The sequence below is a fragment of the Winogradskyella sp. genome, from assembly GCF_045105575.1.
Taxonomy (GTDB): Bacteria; Bacteroidota; Bacteroidia; order Flavobacteriales; family Flavobacteriaceae; genus Winogradskyella.
The window spans coordinates 1-20,950 of sequence record NZ_JBGCDQ010000066.1; the positions used below are offsets into that span (position 1 = coordinate 1).

General features: G+C 35.4%; 14 protein-coding genes. 8 read left to right on the forward strand and 6 right to left on the reverse strand.

Annotation, left to right across the window (positions count from 1 at the left end):
- The coding region (locus tag AB8B52_RS14060; protein ID WP_406029212.1) for an acyl-CoA dehydrogenase family protein at positions 1 to 771 on the forward strand (771 nt) is incomplete at its 5' end.
- Between the two features lie 85 nt (positions 772 to 856).
- Here the strand turns inward: AB8B52_RS14060 and AB8B52_RS14065 are convergent.
- Entirely contained in the window at positions 857 to 2,287 is a 1,431-nt protein-coding gene (locus tag AB8B52_RS14065) for an N-acetylmuramoyl-L-alanine amidase (protein ID WP_406029214.1), read from the reverse strand.
- Positions 2,284 to 2,721, reverse strand: a complete 438-nt coding sequence (locus AB8B52_RS14070) for a BlaI/MecI/CopY family transcriptional regulator (RefSeq protein WP_406029216.1) — start codon at positions 2,719 to 2,721, stop codon at positions 2,284 to 2,286. Before AB8B52_RS14070 ends, AB8B52_RS14065 begins: the two co-directional genes overlap by 4 nt.
- A gap of 36 nt (positions 2,722 to 2,757) precedes the next feature.
- On the opposite strand from AB8B52_RS14070, the gene AB8B52_RS14075 reads away from it, so the two are divergent.
- Positions 2,758 to 4,356 carry a nuclear transport factor 2 family protein gene (locus AB8B52_RS14075; RefSeq protein WP_406029218.1) on the forward strand — a complete coding sequence of 533 codons (1,599 nt, stop codon included), beginning with the start codon at positions 2,758 to 2,760 and terminating at the stop codon, positions 4,354 to 4,356.
- A gap of 55 nt (positions 4,357 to 4,411) precedes the next feature.
- On the opposite strand, the gene AB8B52_RS14080 is transcribed toward AB8B52_RS14075, so the two are convergent.
- On the reverse strand, positions 4,412 to 5,740 hold the full coding sequence (locus AB8B52_RS14080; protein ID WP_406029220.1) for a M24 family metallopeptidase: 1,329 nt from the start codon (positions 5,738 to 5,740) through the stop codon (positions 4,412 to 4,414).
- A gap of 66 nt (positions 5,741 to 5,806) precedes the next feature.
- Between AB8B52_RS14080 and AB8B52_RS14085 the strand changes: the two genes are divergently transcribed.
- The 3 genes from AB8B52_RS14085 to AB8B52_RS14095 all read left to right on the forward strand — a co-directional run bounded on the left by AB8B52_RS14085 (position 5,807) and on the right by AB8B52_RS14095 (position 10,115).
- A complete protein-coding gene (locus AB8B52_RS14085) occupies positions 5,807 to 6,952 on the forward strand; it encodes a DUF6265 family protein (RefSeq protein WP_406029222.1) in 1,146 nt (381 codons plus the stop codon).
- 6 nt (positions 6,953 to 6,958) lie between these two features.
- Positions 6,959 to 8,305, forward strand: coding sequence for a M28 family peptidase (locus AB8B52_RS14090; RefSeq protein WP_406029224.1), 1,347 nt, complete (start codon positions 6,959 to 6,961; stop codon positions 8,303 to 8,305).
- A gap of 163 nt (positions 8,306 to 8,468) precedes the next feature.
- Positions 8,469 to 10,115 (forward strand): M1 family metallopeptidase, encoded by a 1,647-nt coding sequence (locus AB8B52_RS14095; RefSeq protein WP_406029226.1) that lies wholly within the window; start codon positions 8,469 to 8,471, stop codon positions 10,113 to 10,115.
- A 177-nt stretch (positions 10,116 to 10,292) separates the two neighbouring features.
- Here AB8B52_RS14095 and AB8B52_RS14100 read toward each other — a convergent pair whose 3' ends face one another.
- The 3 genes from AB8B52_RS14100 to AB8B52_RS14110 form a co-directional block, all read right to left on the reverse strand.
- Positions 10,293 to 11,756 (reverse strand): magnesium chelatase, encoded by a 1,464-nt coding sequence (locus AB8B52_RS14100; protein WP_406029228.1) that lies wholly within the window; start codon positions 11,754 to 11,756, stop codon positions 10,293 to 10,295.
- Between the two features lie 167 nt (positions 11,757 to 11,923).
- On the reverse strand, positions 11,924 to 13,060 hold the full coding sequence (locus AB8B52_RS14105; protein WP_406029230.1) for a vWA domain-containing protein: 1,137 nt from the start codon (positions 13,058 to 13,060) through the stop codon (positions 11,924 to 11,926).
- 91 nt (positions 13,061 to 13,151) lie between these two features.
- Positions 13,152 to 15,611, reverse strand: a complete 2,460-nt coding sequence (locus tag AB8B52_RS14110) for an outer membrane beta-barrel protein (protein ID WP_406029232.1) — start codon at positions 15,609 to 15,611, stop codon at positions 13,152 to 13,154.
- 280 nt (positions 15,612 to 15,891) lie between these two features.
- Here AB8B52_RS14110 and AB8B52_RS14115 point away from each other — a divergent pair, with 280 nt between their 5' ends.
- The 3 genes from AB8B52_RS14115 (at position 15,892) to AB8B52_RS14125 (ending at position 20,921) form a co-directional block, all read left to right on the forward strand.
- Positions 15,892 to 16,917: a sensor histidine kinase gene (locus AB8B52_RS14115; RefSeq protein ID WP_406029234.1), complete on the forward strand. Its 1,026-nt coding sequence runs from the start codon at positions 15,892 to 15,894 to the stop codon at positions 16,915 to 16,917.
- Positions 16,914 to 17,618 carry a LytR/AlgR family response regulator transcription factor gene (locus tag AB8B52_RS14120; protein WP_406029236.1) on the forward strand — a complete coding sequence of 235 codons (705 nt, stop codon included), beginning with the start codon at positions 16,914 to 16,916 and terminating at the stop codon, positions 17,616 to 17,618. The genes AB8B52_RS14115 and AB8B52_RS14120 overlap by 4 nt, the downstream gene beginning before the upstream one ends.
- Positions 17,619 to 17,681: 63 nt before the next feature.
- Positions 17,682 to 20,921 carry a WD40/YVTN/BNR-like repeat-containing protein gene (locus AB8B52_RS14125; protein WP_406029238.1) on the forward strand — a complete coding sequence of 1,080 codons (3,240 nt, stop codon included), beginning with the start codon at positions 17,682 to 17,684 and terminating at the stop codon, positions 20,919 to 20,921.
- Positions 20,922 to 20,950: the final 29 nt, after the last annotated feature.

The window sequence follows — 20,950 nt, forward strand, 5'->3', positions numbered from 1 at the left end:
ACGCATCAAGAAGCAGAACTTAAAGGTGTTGAAGAATATGCCATTGAGTGTTCAATATTAAAAGTAGCAGTTTCTGAAGATGTTCAAAATTGTGCCGATGAAGGGATTCAAATCTTTGGTGGTATGGGGTTCTCGGAAGAAACACCTATGGAAGCGGCTTGGAGAGATGCACGTATTGCTCGTATCTACGAAGGAACTAACGAAATTAACAGAATGTTAGCTGTTGGTATGTTAGTTAAGAAAGCCATGAAAGGTCATGTTGATTTATTAGGTCCTGCAACTGCTGTGGCTGACGAATTAATGGGTATTCCTTCTTTTGAAACACCAGATTACTCTGAGTTATTTTCAGAAGAAAAAGCAATGATTGCTAAATTGAAAAAAGTATTCTTAATGGTTGCTGGTTCTGCGGTTCAAAAATTTGGACCAGATTTAGAAAAGCACCAACAGTTACTAATTGCGGCTGCAGATATCTTAATTGAAATCTACATGGCAGAATCTACAATTTTAAGAACTGAGAAAAACGCGAAACGCACAAGCGAAAAAGAACAAGCGGTACAAATCGCAATGTCTAGATTATATTTATATAATGCCGTAAGTATTGTAGAATCTAAAGGAAAAGAAAGTATTATTTCTTTTGCTGAAGGAGATGAGCAACGCATGATGCTTATGGGTCTTAAACGTTTTACGAAATACACCAACTATCCAGATATTGTTGATTTACGTAACGAAATTGCAGAAAAAGTAAAAGCAGAAAATAAGTACTGCTTTTAAGAATTTAGGTTAAGTTAAGTTGAATGGTTAAAAGCCAATTCTTCCGATTCATGATTTCGGTTGAGTTGGCTTTTTTAATTTACTTTTAGTTGTTAACTCTAATTTCCTCTAATGCTTCAAAAATAGATTCAGCAATTTCTTTTTGCTTTTCAGAATTCATTAAAATTGCTTTATCGCGGTCATTAGTAAGAAATCCAAGTTCTAAAACAACAGCAGGACGCGTTGCATGTCTTAAAACATACATACCTGCGGTCTTCAATCCACGATTAGTAGAAAATACATCCATTTGATTTTCTAATAAAATTTTGCTGTAGGCATACGTTTTCTCTTTAAACTCATTGTTATCGTTATAGTAAGCTTCAATTCCATCAATAGATACATCAGAATGCGCATTGCAATGTAAGCTAATTACGATATCTGGATTTTGAGCATTCATAAAATTTGTACGTTCCTCTAATGTAGAAAATGTATCATTATCTCTAGTTGTTATAATTTTAATTTTAGCGCTACTCATTAGACTTAACTTATTAGAAATATTTAAAACAACATCCTTTTCATTTAAATTACCATCGTCATGTCCGCCATGTGCAGCATCGATCACAACAATTAATGTATCTTCGACTAAAGCATCTTCTAAGTCTGCTTTACAAGAACTAAACACAAAGATGCCTGCAAAAAGTAAGAGTACTGATGAAATGTTTACGGTTCGTTTTAAAAGTGATGATTTTGATTGATGTAACATAATAATTCGATTTTTGATTTGAATGAAATTAAATCCGCTAGTAAGAGGAACACGGTGTTCCTTGTGTCCTAAATTGATAATGGAGTTGGCATAATTTTCAATGTCAATGCCAGAAGATACAGATAGATCATCTGCAATATATTCGTGATTTTGTAAAATGGCTTTTTTATACAACCACACCAACGGATTGAACCAAAACAAGCATATTAAAAGTTCCATTAAAATCACATCTAACGAATGCCATTGCTGATAGTGCACAGTTTCATGTTTTACAATATTTAAAAAGTCATCGTTTTCTAAATTCTGGTTTTCGTGAATGAACATGTAATTAAAAAAACTTGAAACCATATTCGATTCCGACTGCCTGATTAATTTGAGTTTTCCAAAACCTTCGTATTTACCTCTCGTGAGTCGATAAAGTTTAAAAAGGTTTTTCAAAAATCGAAATACCAGCAAAAACGATATGACTAAGAACATATAAAACACAGGACTGACTTGTGATTCATTTACCACTGCGACATCTTCAAACGATACATTGTCTATATTTTCAGTAACCACGTTAGATACTGTAAAGGGTTCAGCAGGAATTTCAATAAGTCTGGGAACAGCACTAAACAGTTCAATTTCTAAAAATGGTGCTATTAAACATAAGAGTAAAGAGCCAATAAGATAAAAACGATTGAATTGAAAGGTCTTTTGTGTCCTTAATAACAAAAAGTAAAGTGCAAAAGCACCACCTAAACTTATAATGGTATAAATGAAATAAGTAATCATGTGTTCTTTTTATTGGCGATTTTCTGTTTCAAAAGTTCTTGTAATTCTTGCAATTCTTCCATGGACAAATCCGCATTTTTAGTAAAAAATGATGCAAATTGGGCTTTAGAATCATTAAAAAAATGTTGAATCATCCCATTCACCTGCTTGGTGAAATAGTCATTCTTTTTAAGAATTGGAAAATACTGTTTATCCCTTCCCAAACGCTCAAAACCAATATATTGCTTATCCGTCATACGTTTTAATAAGGTTGAAATTGTTGTGTAAGCTGGTCTTGGCTCAGGAAATTTCTCGACAATATCCTTCATAAATCCTTTTTCAAGTAGCCACAAATACTTCATGATTTGTAATTCTGATTTGTTTAACTGTTTTATATCCACAATTATAGTTTTAATACTACAAATGTAGTAATAAAAAATTAATAACCAAGTCACTGATAAAATTTCTATCTTTAAAAAAAACTTAAAGCCATGCGTAATTTCCTAACCATCTCATGTTTACTACCATTTTTTGCATTCGGTCAATCTAATACTGAAATATTTCTGGGTGACATTGCAACGACCAACGGAACTATTAAATTCAATAACATTAAAAATATTTCTAACAACCAAGGTTATGACAACCAACCGTCGTTTTTAGATGATCGCTACATTGTTTTTGCTTCAACCAGAAGTGGACAAACCGATATTGCAAAATACGACACACGTTACAACGCTAAAATCTGGATCAACTTTACAGATGGTAGCGAGTATTCTCCCATAAAAATTCCCAATCAACAAGAAGTTTCTGCCGTTCGTTTAGATACCGATGGTAAACAGCAATTGTATGCTTACAGTTTAAGAAATGGCGAATCTACAGAACTCATTAAAGATTTAGTAGTGGCTTATTACACTTGGGCTGATGCTGAAACTGTTGTATCTGCGGTAATAGAAGATGAAAAACTGAATCTTTATGTCTCTAATATTATAAACGCAACCAATAAAAAATACGCCTCAAATGTTGGACGATCATTTCATAAAATCCCAGATTCTGATTTAATTAGTTTTATTTCAAAAACCAATAAGAATCAATGGCAAATAAAATCCTTAAATCCTAAAACTGGAAAAATTAAAGTCATAGCCAATACCCTTAAAAATGTTGAAGATATCTGTTGGTTAGATAGTAAAACCTTGCTTTTAGGTAAAGATAACATACTATACAAATTACGACTGCAACGCGATAATAACTGGAAAAAAGTTGCTGATTTGGCCTCATTAGGTATCACAAAAATAACACGTTTAGCGACTAATGCTTCTGGTACAAAATTACTTTTAGTTGGAGATATTCCAATAGACACAACTGTCGTCGAAACTGTAGAAGAAACCACTGAAGAAAGTACAGAAGCCGAAACTATGGCGCTAGAAAAAGAAGCTGCAAGGCTTGTAGAAAAACATATTGAACCATTTAATAATCGCAGATTAGATGAGTTTGCCATGGCTTTTGATGCCAATGTGATTGTCAACCGGTTTCCAAGAGCAAAAATGTACGAAAGTCGTGCTACTTTAAGAGAAAGTTATAAGCAGTTTTTTAAGAAAAATGAAAAATCTCATGTGAAGGTCATCAATAGAATGATCCATAAAAATATGGTTATAGATGAAGAATTAGTCACGTTAAATAATACCACAGAGCGCCAAGTTACTTTTTACGAAACTGATGCGGACAATATTAAAGTTATGACCTTTCTTAGCAATTCTAAAACAGACGCTAACCCAGAGTATATTGTAAACGAACAATTAGAAGTTTACAACAACAGAGACATTGATGGTTTTGTAAAAACCTATACCAAAGACGTGATGTTATTTACATTTCCGTACACACCAATCTCAGAAGGGCAAGACGCTTTAAGAAAACAATACGCTAGTTTTTTTAAAAGTACTCCAGATTTAAATGCTGAAATTGTAAATAGAATTGTTATTGGCAATAAAGTCATCGATAAAGAAAAGGTAAAAATCAATGGAAAAACATTTTATGCTATTGCCATTTACGAAGTTAGAAATGAATTAATTTCTCGCGTTACTTTTATTCAATAATAAAAGTTGCTCATTACACCTCTAAAACCATCAAGAGTATTACTCTAATATGAGACTATTTAGTCGTTATTAATACAAGATCTTCCTGAGGCGCAATTAAATACTCCGCACCATTCTCTTTTACAACTGCCATCTCTTCTACCGAAATGGTTTTTATACCACCATCTTTTAATTTCCAAGAATGAAAACCATCAAAAGCAAAGGTCATACCTGCTTTAAGTTGTTTTTCGGAAGCTGGCCTCACATGCGAGGCTTGCGATCCACCTAAATTAGGACCAACATCATGCGCCACATAACCTACAGGATGGCCTGTACTCCACATTACATACTCAGAACCTGCTTTTTTCATAAGCACACGTTGCGCTCTATCGACATCAACTCCTTTTACACCAGGTTTCATGGCTGCTAAGGCGGCTCTATTTCCGGCTTTACCACTTTCCCAATAATGCATAATGTCTTTTGGTGCTTCAGTTTCATCAGCTTTTAAGACATAAGCAAAACGTTGAATATCACTCACCCAACGGTCATAAACCTTAATACCAAAATCGATTTGAATCACATCACCTGGCATAATCACTTTGTCTGTAGCATGCGAATGGCCGCGATCTGCACCAGAATTCACATTCGGGTTTTGGTCTGGTGCCCAACCATCTGTCACTCCATATTCAGCCATTTTTTGTTTTAAAAATTTAGCAATATCAGCATCAGTCGAGGTGCCAGGAATCACTTGTTTATAGGCTTCAATCTGCCAATCTGCCGTAAGTTGTGCGGCTTTTTTCAAGATTTCAACTTCTTGAGGTAATTTTATAGACAACCACTCGTACACTAAATCAGTTGAGGATACTAAACGATCACTTTGGTCACCTAAAAATGCTTCTATGTTTTTACGTTGCACATAAGATAAACCGTCTGCCACAGCATTAGATTCCGACGAGTTAACAGCGATTGTTTTAAAATCCTTTTCTTTTACAAACGCAGTTGCCATTTCCACCGCAGATTTACCACGCTCAACGCTTATCACGGTATCATGAATATCTAAATCATCTAAAGCTGTAGCTTCACCAGATGGCGAGAACACTAAAGAATGAAAACCACTATCATCATTATAAAACAAAAATACAGCCGTACCTCCAGCATTCTCGCCACCAATATGGTCTGCAATGGGATCGTTATTATTTTCTCTGCAAATCACTAACCAGCAATCTACATTAGCTGCTATTAAGGCTTTTGGTAATAATGTATTAATACGCTCTTTTCTAATCTCTGGCCAAGGGTTTTCACCCCAAAACGTTTCAGGATTCACCTGTTCTGCAACCTTTGGTGCGTCGCCACAGCTAAAACTCACCATTAATAATACAACTAATAATCTTCCGAAATTGCTCATATTTAAACTTTATAGTATCTTGACGAAAGATACTGATTATAAAAAAAATACTAAAGAATTTACACCGTGAAATATCTGCTCATTGTCTTATGTACTATATCACTTGGACTACACTCACAAGAAAAACAACTCGAACCTAAACTTGAAAATATCGCATGGATTTCTGGCACTTGGCATGGAGAAGCCTTTGGTGGCATCACAGAAGAAATTTGGAGTGCACCTTCTGGAGGTTCTATGATGGCGACTTTCAAACTCATTAATGATGGAAAAGTTACGTTTTATGAAATTGAAGTGATTAGAGAGATTGAAAATTCACTCATACTACAACTGAAACATTTTGGACCTGATTTAAAAGGATGGGAAACCAAAGATGAAACTATTGATTTCCCCTTAAAATACATTACCGAAACAAAGGTTGTTTTTGAAGGCATGACTTTTGAAAAAGTATCTAAAACCGAAATGCATGTTTATGTCGATGTTAAAAATGAAGGCAACGTTGAGACTGTAAAATTCGTCTATAAAAAGAAAATTAATGAGGTTAAGAAAATTAATCAACTCATAACGGTAAGAAAAGCAAAAACAAAACCTGTTATTGATGGAAAAGCAGACGAAGCGACTTGGACTAACAATTTTTGGTTGCCTCTAGACCAGTTATGGCTGGGTAACGCTTATACAAAAGACGATTTTTCTGGTCGTTACAAATTATCTTGGTCTAACGATGCGTTGTACCTTTTAGCCGAAATTAAAGATGATATTTTGATTGACAATAACGCTGATCCCTTAGTGGCTTGGTGGGACGATGATTGCCTAGAAATATTTATAGACGAAGACCATAGTGGTGGCGAACATCAATACAACCACAACGCATTTGCCTATCACATCGCTTTAGATGGTAATGTGGTAGATATGTCAACAGATAAAAAAGGAAAACTTTATAATTCGCACATCGCATCCAAACGCATCACAACAGGAAACACCACCATTTGGGAAGTAAAAATTTCACTTTATGATGACACCTATAAAGAAGATCAACAAAATACACCTATAAAACTTCAACCAGGAAAAGTGATGGGCTTTGCCCTAGCCTATTGTGATAACGATAAAAGCGAAACGCGTGAAAACTTTATAGGTTCGGTTCACGTGCCAGGAAACGATAAAAATAGAGGTTGGATTGATGCCAATATTTTTGGAACTTTAAAACTTGAAAATTAATAACACATGAAATATATACTACCATTCTTAACCGTATTACTATCCTTGACTGTATCAGCACAAACAGATTCAAAAATTTACGACATTATTGAAGCTATTTCTGAGGAAAGACTAAAAAACGATGTCAAAACTTTAGCTGATTTTGGCACACGACACACCTTAAGTGACACCCTTTCTGAAACTCGTGGTATTGGTGCCGCGCGTCGTTGGATAAAATCGCAGTTTGATGCGATCTCCAAAGATTGTAACGATTGCTTAAATGTATTTTATCAAAAAGATTTAGTAGAAAAAGGAACCAATCAGCGTATTGTAAAAGACGTTATGGTGGTTAATGTGGTGGCTATTCAAAAAGGCACAACATACCCAAACCGCTTTATTATAATGAGTGGTGATATAGATTCTCGAGTTTCTGATCCTAATGATTTTACGTCTGATTCACCTGGTGCCAATGACAACGCTACTGGTATGGCTGGTGCTATGGAAGCTGCACGTGTTTTATCGAAATATAAGTTTGAAAATAGTATTATTTACGTCGGACTTTCAGGAGAGGAACAAGGCCTTTTTGGTGGACAAGGTTTAGCTAAATATGCCAAAGACAACAATTGGGATATTATTGGAGTTTTAAATAACGACATGATTGGAAACATTTCTGGTGTCGATGGTGTGATTGACAACCGTACCTTCCGAATTTTTTCTGAAGCCATTACAACTGATGAAACAGATGCTAAAAAATTAGCCAGACAAGCAAGAGGTCGTCGTTTTTATGGTGGTGAAGTTGATGGCACATCGCGACAACTCGCTAGATATATTCATAAAACGACCAAAACATACATGCCAGAAATGAACCCGATGATGGTATATCGTTTAGACCGTTTTGGACGAGGAGGCCATCACAGACCTTTTAACGATGCTGGTTTTCCAGGCATCCGAATTATGGAAGCACACGAAAACTACACACAACAGCATCAAGATATCAGAACTGAAAATGGTATTAATTACGGAGATACGTTTGAGCATGTTAACTTTCCGTATTGTAAAAAATTAACTGCGGTAAACGCCATAACTATGGCCAACCTTGCTTCCGCTCCACCTTCACCAACAGAAGTTGGTATTGGAGGCATTGTAGAAGCATCTGCCAAATTACAATGGACTAAAGTTGATGGAGCAAAAGGTTATAAAATTTATTGGCGCGATACCACTTCGCCAACTTGGGATAATAGCAGATATGTTGAAGGTGTGACGGAATTCACTTTAGACGGCATTGTTATTGATAACTCGTTCTTCGGTGTGGCGGCTGTAGGAGAAAATGGGCATGAGAGTGTGGTTGTTTTTCCTAATAAAATAATGAGGTAGAAAAAAGCCCATCCTAGCCTTCCCAAAGGGAAGGAGACTAGACGTGAATAGCACACTCTAGTAAAGTTGTATGTTATAACACGAATAAATAATTTAAAAGAGCCATAAGAATAAGCACTCAACAGTTTCCTGTCCTCAGTAAAGGATTAACAATCAAAAGAATATGAAGAGATTTTTATTAATACTTTCAGCTATTTTAATAATAACGAGCGGCCAAAGTCAAGGTTTGCTTCAAGAAAAAAACAACTTCACAAAACAAGACACTTTAAGAGGTTCAATTACTCCAGAACGTGCTTGGTGGGATTTAACTTATTATCATTTAGACATTGAAGTGAAACCTGATACCAAATTTATTTCAGGAAAAAACACCATTCATTATAAAGTCTTAAAGTCTTATCAGGTGATGCAAATCGATTTGCAATCGCCTTTAGAAATTACAAAAGCGATTCAAAATGGTAAAGCATTAGAGGTACGTCATGAAAGAAATGCGCACTTTATTACTTTAAAATCGAATCAAACTATTGGAGATGTAAATTCAATAGAAATCTATTATAAGGGTAATCCAAAGGAAGCTAAACGTGCCCCTTGGGATGGTGGATTTTCTTGGAAAAAAGATAAAAATGGAAAACACTTTGTAGCCACATCCTGCCAAGGATTAGGCGCAAGTGTTTGGTGGCCAAACAAAGACCACATGTACGATGAAGTGGATAGTATGCTTATTAGTGTTACCAACCCAAAAGGCTTAACTAATGTGTCTAACGGTAGGTTGCGACAATTAGTTGAAAACAATAACAATACAGTAACTTCACATTGGTTTGTAAATAATCCTATTAACAACTATGGTGTCAATGTTAATATTGGTGATTATGCTAATTTTTCTGAAGTTTACCAAGGAGAGAAAGGTGACTTGGATATGAACTATCATGTCCTAAAAGACAACCTCGCAAAAGCTAAAACACATTTTAAAGATGCTCCAAAAATGATGAAAGCCTTTGAGCATTGGTTCGGCCCTTATCCGTTTTATGAAGATAGTTTTAAATTGGTTGAAGTCCCTTATTTGGGTATGGAACACCAAAGCTCAGTGACCTATGGCAATAAATATATGCAAGGCTATTTAGGAAGCGATTTATCTGGAACTGGTTGGGGTTTAAAATTCGATTTTATTATAATCCATGAAGCTGGCCACGAGTGGTTTGCCAACAACATTACTAATAAAGATATTGCAGACATGTGGATTCATGAAGCGTTTACATCTTATTCCGAAAATCTGTTTTTAGATTATTACTACGGTAAAGAAGCGGCAGCAGATTATGTGATTGGTACACGAAAAAATGTTCAAAATGACAAACCTTTAATAGGTGCATACCATGTGAATAATGAAGGTTCTGGAGACATGTATTATAAAGGAGCCAACATGCTGCATACGTTGCGTCAATTGGTTGAAGATGATGAAAAATGGAGACAAATTCTTAGAGGTTTAAATTCTGAATTTTATCATCAAACAGTCACAACAAAACAAATTGAAGATTATTTAAGTGAACACTCTGGTATTGATTTAAGCGCTTTCTTTAATCAGTATTTGAGAGATGTTCGGATTCCAACACTTGAATATTCGCATAAAAATAGAGTTTTAAAATACCGCTGGACAAATACTGTCAATGGTTTTAATTTACCTGTCAAAATTAGCATTGGCGATGACGAGCAGTGGCTTTACCCAAAAGCAGAATGGCAAACTTTAGGAACTTCTTCAAGTAAAAAACCAATTAACCTTAATCGTAATTTTTATGTTATCCTAAAAGAAAAACGATAATATCCTGCAAGGTTTCCAAAACCTTGTAGGTATAAAACTTAATGTTCTAATCTATAGAAAGTGACATTAATATAGAAAGCATTTCAATCACTAAAAAGTTTATCAAAAAGTAATAATTATAAAGACCTACAAGGTTTTTGGAACCTTGCAGGTCTGGAAAATTTAAAATTATTTCTTCTACAACCCGTTAATATAACTCCCATAAGGATCTTGAAACTGAGTCCCTTCTGAATAACGGAACTTACTCAATTTTTTAAACTGTACCAATCCCCAAAGAATAAACTCTTTTTCAAAATAAACGTCTTTTGGATCAATTTCTGGTTGGTAATCTGCAATCAACGTATCTAAAGGTAATACCTCATCTAGTTTTGCTTTGTAAGTGGCATCGTCAAAATCATCTAACAATTCGAAGCCACTGCCTTGAAAAAACCACGATAATAAATCGTCATAAGGTGTTTCTTCTCCTTGCTTTTCCAATTTTTCTATAGCTGGAAAATATTTAGGAAATAAGGTCTTAACCGCATTATCCATTAAGGCATTGGCAACAAAATCAGCTCCTTCTTGTTCTCCTTCGTACACCAATTCTACTTTTCCTGTTATGGCAGGAATTACTCCAACAAAATCAGATAAGCGTACTGACGTTTTCTCATCACCAGAAAGTAAAGCACGTCGCTCGGCTGTACTCAATAAATTTTCAAAAGCGGTAATACTCATTCGTGCACTCACACCACTTTTAACATCCACATATTCACTTTCTCTGGCTTCAAAACTGATTTGTTCTAAGACATCTTTCGCTAATTCTGGAACATAAACAGCTTCCGCTTGTCTAGAATCTAACTTCGCTTCTTGAGAGGTAATAGTTCTTGCCGTTTCCACAGAATCGGGATAATGCGTTAAAATTTGAGAACCGATTCTATCTTTTAACGGTGTTACAATACTACCTCGATTGGTATAATCTTCAGGATTCGCCGTAAATACAAATTGCATATCTAAAGCTAATCGCAATTTAAAACCTCTAATCTGAATGTCACCTTCTTGTAAAATATTAAACAAAGCGACTTGAATTCGTGCTTGTAAATCTGGCAATTCATTAATGACGAATATGCAACGATTGGCACGTGGAATCATACCGTAATGAATCACACGATCATCGGCATAACTCAATTTTAAATTCGCCGCTTTTATAGGATCGATATCTCCAATAATATCAGCAACTGTAACATCTGGTGTTGCTAACTTTTCAGCAAAACGTTCATCGCGATGCAACCAAGTAATTGGAGTATCATCCCCTTTTTCTGCAACCAATTCTAATGCAAATCTAGAAATTGGAGCTAAAGGATCATCATTAATTTCTGAACCTTCCACCACAGGAATATATTCATCTAACAGATTCACCATCATACGCGCCAAACGTGTTTTTGCTTGACCTCGTAAACCTAGTAAATTAATGTTATGACGCGATAAAATTGCACGTTCCAATTCAGGAATCACCGTATTTTCATAACCGTGAATCCCTTCAAATGTGGTGACCTTATTTTTAATATTTTCAATGAGGTTATCTCTCAATTCATCTTTTATAGATTTTGATTGGTAGCCTGCTTTTTTTAGTTCTCCTAGTGTAGAAATATGTTCTATTTTCATTTAATATTTTATTTTTCTAATTCCTATTATTCTTTTTTAGACACCCCTAAAGTCCCCTCAAGGGGACAATCCTATCTATTCAACTTCAAGTAACTGAGAAACTAATAAGGATTTAAAGTAATATTGCTAGTTCCTTCCCTTTGGGAAGGTTAGGATGGGCTTCTTTTTTATCCTTTAATCCGTTTCTTCCTATTATTCTCGTAATCTTCAAAAATCATTTCACCCAATCCTTTCAATCCTGTGTAAAACGCTTTACCTCTATTGGCTTGCGTAAATTCACGTATAAATTGCATTAAATATGGATCTTCAGCAATCATAAATGTTGTGATAGGTATATGCAAACGTCTCGCCTGCTGTGCCATCGCATAACATTTATTGGTAATGTATGGATCTAAACCGTTACTGTTTTTATAATACTGACCGTCTGGCAAACGCAAGCAACTCGGTTTCCCATCCGTAATCATAAAAATTTGCTTGTTTGTATTTCGTTTTCTACGCAACATGTCCATTGCCAATTGCAAGCCTGCAACTGTATTGGTGTGGTAAGGCCCGACTTTTAAATAGGGTAATTCTTTAATCTTAATCGGCCAAGCATCGTTTCCAAAAACTAAAATTTCTAAAGTATCTTTTGGGTAACGTGTGGTGATTAATTCAGCTAATGCCATTGCGACTTTTTTAGCAGGAGTAATACGGTCTTCACCATACAAAATCATACTATGGCTGATATCTATCATCAGCACCGTACTCATCTGACTTTTATGAAGTGTTTCTTCCACAACCAAATCGTCTTCTGTAAGGCTGAAATCGCCGATACCATTGTTAATTTGGGCGTTTCTGATGCTTTCCGTAATGGAGACTTTATCTAAACCATCACCAAATTGATAGGCTCTAAAATCTCCCGTATGCTCATCACCAAGACCAACACCTTTACTTTTATGATTGCCTGAACCACTGCGTTTAATCTTACCGAAAATATGATCTAAGGCTTGTTGGCGAATAGCGCGCTCTGTTTTTGCCGTAATGGCCATTCCGCTGCCACCTTGACCATCACCTGTAGCATCAATTTCTTCTCTGATGTAGCCTTTAGATTCTAAGTCTTCTATAAAATCATCAATGGTATATTCTGGAGTCGTTAATTTATACTCTTTATCTAATTGACGTAGCCAATCTATAGCTTCGTCAAAGTCGCCAGATGTGTGGGTAATGAGTTCTTTAAATATCTCAAAGAGTTTATCAAACGGAGATTGATTGGGAGCTTCGTAGGTTTTAAAGACGAAACCCGATTTGTTCGTTGTTTTTTTCATAGCTATGTAAAAATACTACATTTTAAATCTCTATAAAAAGCATTAACATCTCTTTTAGAAATAGAAGTATCCTTAACAACTATACTACAACCTAAAAACCATCGTCACCACCATTATCGTCTCTAGAGCCGCCGCCTTTTTCCTTCTTTTGGTTAAATCTGTATATGAAAGACAAGTTAACGGTACGTACTCTAAATTGAAATTCGCTATCACTTCTAAACGTATCGGTATTAGTTAATGACATCCGTTTTCTGGAATTAAAAACATCTCTTATACTAAGTGCAAGTGTACCATTACCCTTTAAAATATCCTTACTAAAAGCTAAGTTTAAGAATAAGATATCTTCAGTTTCAGTCTGGGCATTATTTGTTGGCCCTCTATAAATGGCATTAGTCTGCCAGTCAATATTATAAGGCAAGGATACTTTTGCACTCAACCTTGAAAAATAACTCGTGTTTTTTGCACCATATTCAATACCATTAAAAGCACCTTCAGAATTAAACTGAAAGAAATTAAAACTTCCGTTAACACGCAACCAATCGGTTGGATTATATAGTACACCAGCTTCAAAACCAATACGTTCGTTAGTGCTTAAGTTAATGGGAATTGTTCTTATAATAGGAATTCCATTAGGTGTAACAAGGTCTGTACCTTCTTGAATACGCTCAAAAGCATCCGTTTCATATTGATAATACACAGAAGTGGTTAAGGTTACTTTTTTGCCCCAACGTTTTAAATAACCCAAATCGAAAGCACTCGCAAAAGCTGGGTTTAAACTCGGATTTCCTTGAAAAATATTAGCTTCACTAGAACGTGATGGAAACGGATTTACGAAACGACCACGAGGTCTGTTAATACGACGGTTATAACCAAGGGTAATATTTTCAGAATCGTTAAGCTCGTAATTTAGATTTAAGGTTGGAAACAGACCAGAATAAGAATTATCAAAATCAATAACCAAGTCGTTATCCTCACTTACACCACCAACAGTTCCTGCTAAGCGTGTATGCTCATATCTTAAGCCTGCTAAAAATGAAAATTTACCAAATTTGTTACCGTATTGAGTGTACACGGCATTTATCTCTTCATCGTAGGTGAAAATGTTTGTAAGACCTTCGTCTATCTCAAATACGCCACCAAGCACTGATTGCTCTGTCACTTCAAAATCTGTAGTAGTTTCTTCAAAATTTCCTCGATAACCTGCTTCAAACTGAGCATTTTCGCCAATTGGCAATACATAATCTATTTGTGCTAAAAATTCATCAGCGCGTTCTTCAATTGTAATCAGTTCTGTCGGTAATAATTCGACCGTAGGAAATGTGTTGCGCTCACTAATAAGTGCCCTTTCACCTTGATCGTCTATACCATACTGAAAATCTGCTGTAAGCTCATGACCTTTGTCATTAAAACGTGTAATGTAATTTAGGGAGACCTGATAATTATTATCATCTTCGGTTTCTTCTTCAATTCTAATTCTGTTGACTGCTAAATTATTAGCACTATCAAACTCATTCGTATTATTAAAAGTTTCATCATCGTCCTTTCCATTTGACAAGAAGAATGAGCCTGTAAAAGATGTTTTATCAGTTAAAAAATATTCCATTCCTATGTTAGTGTTAAAACCAACATCATTACGATCAAAATCTCTAGTTTCTAGAACTAATGGATTTTCTACAGTACTCGAAAAAAATTGATTGTTCACCACTCCTCGACCAGGCGAATTTCTTGTGTTTACGCTAGTGGTATTAAAAACGTTGAACTTTCTAGTTCTTAAATTAATATTACCTGTAAATCCAGCACCAATTGGATCTTGCACATTAACTTGGACAGAGCCATTTAATCCGAGTACTTTTTCGCGTTTTAAAATTATATTTAAAATTCCCGCTGTACCTTCCGCATCATAACGTGCAGATGGTGAAGTGATGACTTCAACACGCTCTATAGATTCTGCTGGCAAAGACTGTAAAGCTTCTGCTGAGCCAAAACCAGCGATGGCAGATGGTCTTCCGTTAATCAGTATTCTTACATTACCATTACCACGAAGCGCAATTGCACCTTCAGCATCAACCGTTACAGATGGTACGTTTGCGAGTGCATCACCAACAGTAGCACCAGCTGTTGTTAAATCTTTACCAATGTTATAAATTTTCTTGTCTAAACGAATTTGAACTTCTGTAGTTTCGGCCGTAACAACAACTTCATCTAGTAGCTCATTATTCTCCTCTAAACTTACAGTTGGCAATGTAGTATCTGTTGTAAGATTTTGATTGTTCAGTGTTTTTGTTTTGAACCCAATAAATTCAAATGTCACTTTATAAACACCACTCGGCACTTTAATCTTATAAATCCCTTCTGAATCTGAAATTCCTCCTGTTATAATTTTACCATTTAAATCTGTAAAAGCAACCGTGGCATATACCAAAGGCTGGTTGGTCACTGATTCTATAATTTTACCAGAAACCGAAACTTCATCGGTTTTGTTAGAACTTGAATTCTGAGCAAATGCAAATACACCTAAACAAATAAACAGGAAACAAAATATTTTTTTCATGTGGTTAATTGATTTCATAGAATTTAAAACTCAAAATAACTACTATTATAATGATTTGGAAAATAGAATCCTTCAAACGGCACAAATTAAACCCTCAAACACAGTTCTGTTGTTTACAGCATTAAACATGACGTTTAAGGTGAAAATTAAGACGATACCAAGATTTTTATCCTTTCTAGACGATTAATTTATATTTTTAACTCGAAGAATGGTTCAACAGATGATCTTACAAAGGCTCAATTAAAACTAGCCAGCAACGTAAACCGCCATAAATCATTAAATGAAAGCAAGTCTCCTATTCAAAAAAATATCCTCCAGAGAATTAGTATTTGTAATACTTCTTAATATTCTTGTGTTTATTTTTTATGCATTTGACAAGCGTATTCCTGGATTTCAGTGGCATCAAATTCTCTTTTACTTAAATTTTGCAATCGCTGGCCTAATTATTAATTATATCCTGCTGCCAAAATTTTTGTACAATAATAAATACTTACAATTCGCAATTTATATTTGCTTTATAGTAGCTCTTGTTATAATTATTGAAGAAGCTGTATTGGAGCGCATTTTTTATCCTGATACACGCGGAAAACGGTTTTCAAATTTATTTTTCAATCTCCTAAATACAATGCCAACCTTAACTATTTTGGCAGGCTTTAAATTTGCTTGGGATGCGCTTAAAAAACAAAAGGAAGTACAGCACCTAAAAAACTCTGTAAAAGAAAGCGAACTTCAATTTTTGAAATCTCAAATAAATCCGCATTTCTTATTCAATAATATGAATAACCTCTATGCTCATGCCATTGAGCAATCACCAAAAACGCCAGATATCATTTTAGAATTATCTGCTGTTTTACGTTACATGCTTTATGAGTGTAAAGCAAAATACGTACCTTTAGTAAAGGAAATTGAGCAACTTAAAAATTACACTAATCTTCATGCGCTTCAAATTGAGGGTCGTGGTACTGTAGATTTTAAAACCCATAATATCAGCTCTAATTTACAAATTGCGCCACTTATAATTATGGTATTTGTTGAAAACGCTTTTAAACACAGTGCCTCTAGCCAAACCGAAGCTATTAATTTAGCTATTAGTATTAATGTCGATGCGGATAATGTGCTGCATTTTAAATGTTCTAACACTTTTAATGCACTATCAAACACACAAAGCTTATCCAATGGCATTGGACTCGAAAATGTAAAAAAACGTTTAGAATTAATTTATCCGAAGCAACATCAGTTAAAGATTAGTACACAAAACGATATTTATGCCGTTAAGCTGACTATTAAATTGAATGAAACCACATGAATTGCATCATCATTGAAGACCAACAACCAGCCCAACGCATACTTAAAAAGTATATAGATGATACAAATTCCCTAAACTTAATAGGAACTTATACGGATGCACTTGAAACTTTGGAAATGATAAATTCACAAAAAGTAGATTTAATTTTTTTAGACATTCATTTACCGAAACTTTCTGGCATCGACTTTCTAAAAACATTGACGCATCCTCCTAAAGTGATTCTTACCACTGCTTTTGACAATTATGCCATAGAAAGTTATGAGCTAAACGTCGTTGATTATTTATTGAAACCCTTTTCTTTTCCTCGTTTTTTAAAAGCCATAACTAAAGCAACTGATCAAAATATTCAACTAGCAAAAACAGATCAGAATAGTTTAGCAGAGAAAAACACAACAACCATTTTTATAAAGTCGGGCTACGAACACATTAGAATAGACATTGAAGATATCTATTTCATAAAGTCTGATTCAGATTATCTTGAAATTCATCTCAAAGACAAAAAACATTTATCTTCTGATTCTTTGAGCAGTTGGGACGAATTTTTAACACCTAAGGATTACGTTCGCATTCACAAATCGTACATTATAAACACAAAAAAAATAGAAAAAATTGCAGGTAATCAGGTCTATCTTAAAGACAATAAAATTATTCCTATTGGAAGAGCCTACAAAGCGAATTTCTTTAAACAATACTTAACGTAATTTAACAAGGACGCTATTACTATTTTATTTAATTTTAAACATTAGTTAACCAACCTTATTATCATGAAGAATATATGTTCCCTCGTTATGCTTTTCTGCGTGACTCTAATTTCTGCACAAGACTTTTCCATAGACTTATTAAAAAACATGGCACCCAGAAATATTGGTCCTGGTGGCATGTCTGGCCGTGTTACAGCTATTGATGTTGTTAATAACAATACTGATATTATGTATGTTGGCACAGCTTCTGGTGGCCTTTGGAAATCGAACTCTGGTGGCATTACTTGGGCACCTATTTTCGATAAAGAACTCACGGCTTCAATTGGAGCCGTAGAAATTCAGCAATCCAATCCTAGTGTCATTTGGGTTGGTACTGGAGAAGGAAATCCACGTAACTCACTTAATGGTGGTTTTGGCGTTTATAAATCACTCGACGCAGGAAAAACGTGGCTGTCGATGGGACTTGAAAAAACCAGACATATCCACAGAATTATTGTAGATCCAACAAATCCAGATATCGTTTATGTTGGAGCCATTGGGTCGCCTTGGGGCGAACATCCTGAGCGTGGCGTGTTTAAAACCATTGACGGTGGAAAAACTTGGAATAAAATCCTATTCGCAAATAATAAAACAGGCGTCGCTGATTTAGTCATGGATCCTACAAATCCGAATAAATTGATTGCCACCTTATGGGAACACAAAAGAGATCCTTGGTTTTTTAATTCTGGTGGAGAAGGTTCAGGTTTGCATATCACGCACGATGGTGGCAATACTTGGAAAAAAATCAAAGAAAATGATGGTTTTCCTAAAGGAAATCTTGGTAGAATCGGAGTTGCCATTGCACCCAACAAGCCCAATATAATTTATGCTTTGGTTGAAGCAAAGAAAAACGCACTTTACAAAAGTGAAGATGGCGGATTTAAATGGAAAAAAATAAATGACAAGAATGATATTGGAAACAGACCTTTTTATTATTCTGAAATTTACGTAGATCCGCAGAATGAAAATCGTGTGTTTTCAATTTACACGTATGTGAATGTTTCTGAAGATGGCGGAAAAAACTTCAAACAATTAATGCCTGCTTATGGCGTGGATAACGGTGTACATCCAGACCATCATGCTTGGTGGATTCATCCTGAAGATGGCAGCTTTATGATTGATGGTAACGATGGAGGCATGAATATTACGCACGATCGTGGAAAAACTTGGCGCTTCATTGGCAACTTGCCTGTGGCACAATTTTATCATATTAACGTCGATAATGAATTTCCATACAACGTTTATGGAGGCATGCAAGATAATGGCTCTTGGCGAGGACCTGCTTATGTTTGGCGTGCACAAGGTATAAGAAACAGCTATTGGCAAGAAATTAGTTTTGGTGATGGCTTTGATGTGGTCCCAGATAGAGACGATTCGCGTTACGGTTGGTCTATGAGTCAGCAAGGTTTTGTAAGCCGTTATGATTGGCAAACTGGGAACAACTATGGTGTAAAACCAACACATCCAGATCCGGATGTGCGTTTACGTTTTAACTGGAACTCTGCTATAAATATTGATCCATTTGATAATAGCACGCTTTACTTTGGAAGTCAATTTGTACATAAATCAATTGATAAAGGAGAAACTTGGACCATCATTTCTCCAGATTTGTCAACTAATGATCCCGAAAAACAAAAACAATCTGAAAGTGGAGGACTAAGTATGGATGCGACAGGTGCCGAAAACCATACCACTATTCTAGTGATTGAGCCTTCAGAACTAGAAAAAGATATGCTTTGGGCTGGCACTGATGATGGTCGTGTACATTATACCACTGACGGAGGAGCTAATTGGACAGATGTCTCCAAAAACTTAAAAGGTTTACCAGAAGGCAGTTGGATTGCACAAATAAAAGCGTCTAATAAAAACAAAGGAGAAGCCCTTTTAATAGCTAATGATTATAGACGATTTAATTATACGCCTTACGCCTACAGAACTAAAAACTATGGTAAATCATGGGAACGTATTGTAGATGAAAACGATGTACAAAGTTACACCTTAGCTATAGTTGAAGATTTGATTGAACCCAACCTATTATTCTTAGGAACTGATGATGGTTTATACGTATCAGTAAATGCTGGTGACAAATGGACCAAATGGACAGAAGGTTTCCCAACAACATCTGTCAAAGATTTAGTTATTCAGCCAAGAGAACACGATTTAGTCATCGGGACGTTTGGGCGTGCGGCTTGGGTTTTGGATGATATTAGACCTTTACGTGAAATGGCGAGGAATGCTTCAGTTATGAATTCCAATATTGAATTATTTGATCCTCCAACTGCGTATCAAGCAGCATACCAACAACCAACCGGAAGTCGTTTTGGTGCAGATGCCATGTATCATGGTGAAAATCGAGGTGGTGGAGCTCGTTTTAGTTATTTGTTCAATAAGAAAGAGCAGCCAAAAACGGATAAGGATGAAGATAAAGATGACGCTTCGACGTCTCTCAGTGACCAAGAAGAAATGGACTCCGAAAAAGATGAAGAGATCGACAAAAATAGTATCAAGTGGGATTCATTAACACTAAAACTCTATGATGGTAGTCGTTTAATTAGAACTTTAAAAACAAAAGCACCAAAAGAAAATGGGATTCATAAATGGACTTGGTATATGGATGAAGCTGGTGTAGACAGACCCTCGAGAAGAATTCGGGAGAGTAAAAGAGAGTCCGGTGGAGTTTCTGTTAAGCCAGGGACTTACAAAGCAGTACTGCACTACGGAGATCAAAAGTCCGAAACAACGATTAAAGTAGAATCCGACCCACGTTTAGAAGTGTCTCAAAAAAATATTGATGAAGTTTATGCTGCAGCTAAACAGTTAGAAAAAATGCAAGAAACGGCAGCAAATGCGGTGAAGCAATTGATAGAGAGTAAAACAATTGCAGAGACTTATAAAACTAATTTATCTAAACTTGACAAAGAGAAATATAAAGATGAAATTAAAGGGTCTAAATCTATTGCAAAATCAATAGACAGTTTAATAGATAAATTTTTAGGCAAAGTAGATAAACGACAAGGTATTACGAGAAATCCGGAAGTCACTCCTTTACAGCGCTTAGGAAATGCTAGAAACTATGTGTATAACAGTCAAACAGGATTAACGTCTACTGAAACTACTTTAATAAAACATGCAAAAGATGCCTTGGGTAAACTGCTAGGTGAAACCAATAGTTTCTATAATGATGCTTGGAAAGGGTATCAAACTAATATGAAGCAAGTACAAATGGATCCTTTTAAGGAGACTAAGACCTTTGGAATTGACTAGGACTTTTACATAAAGTCTATTTATAATAT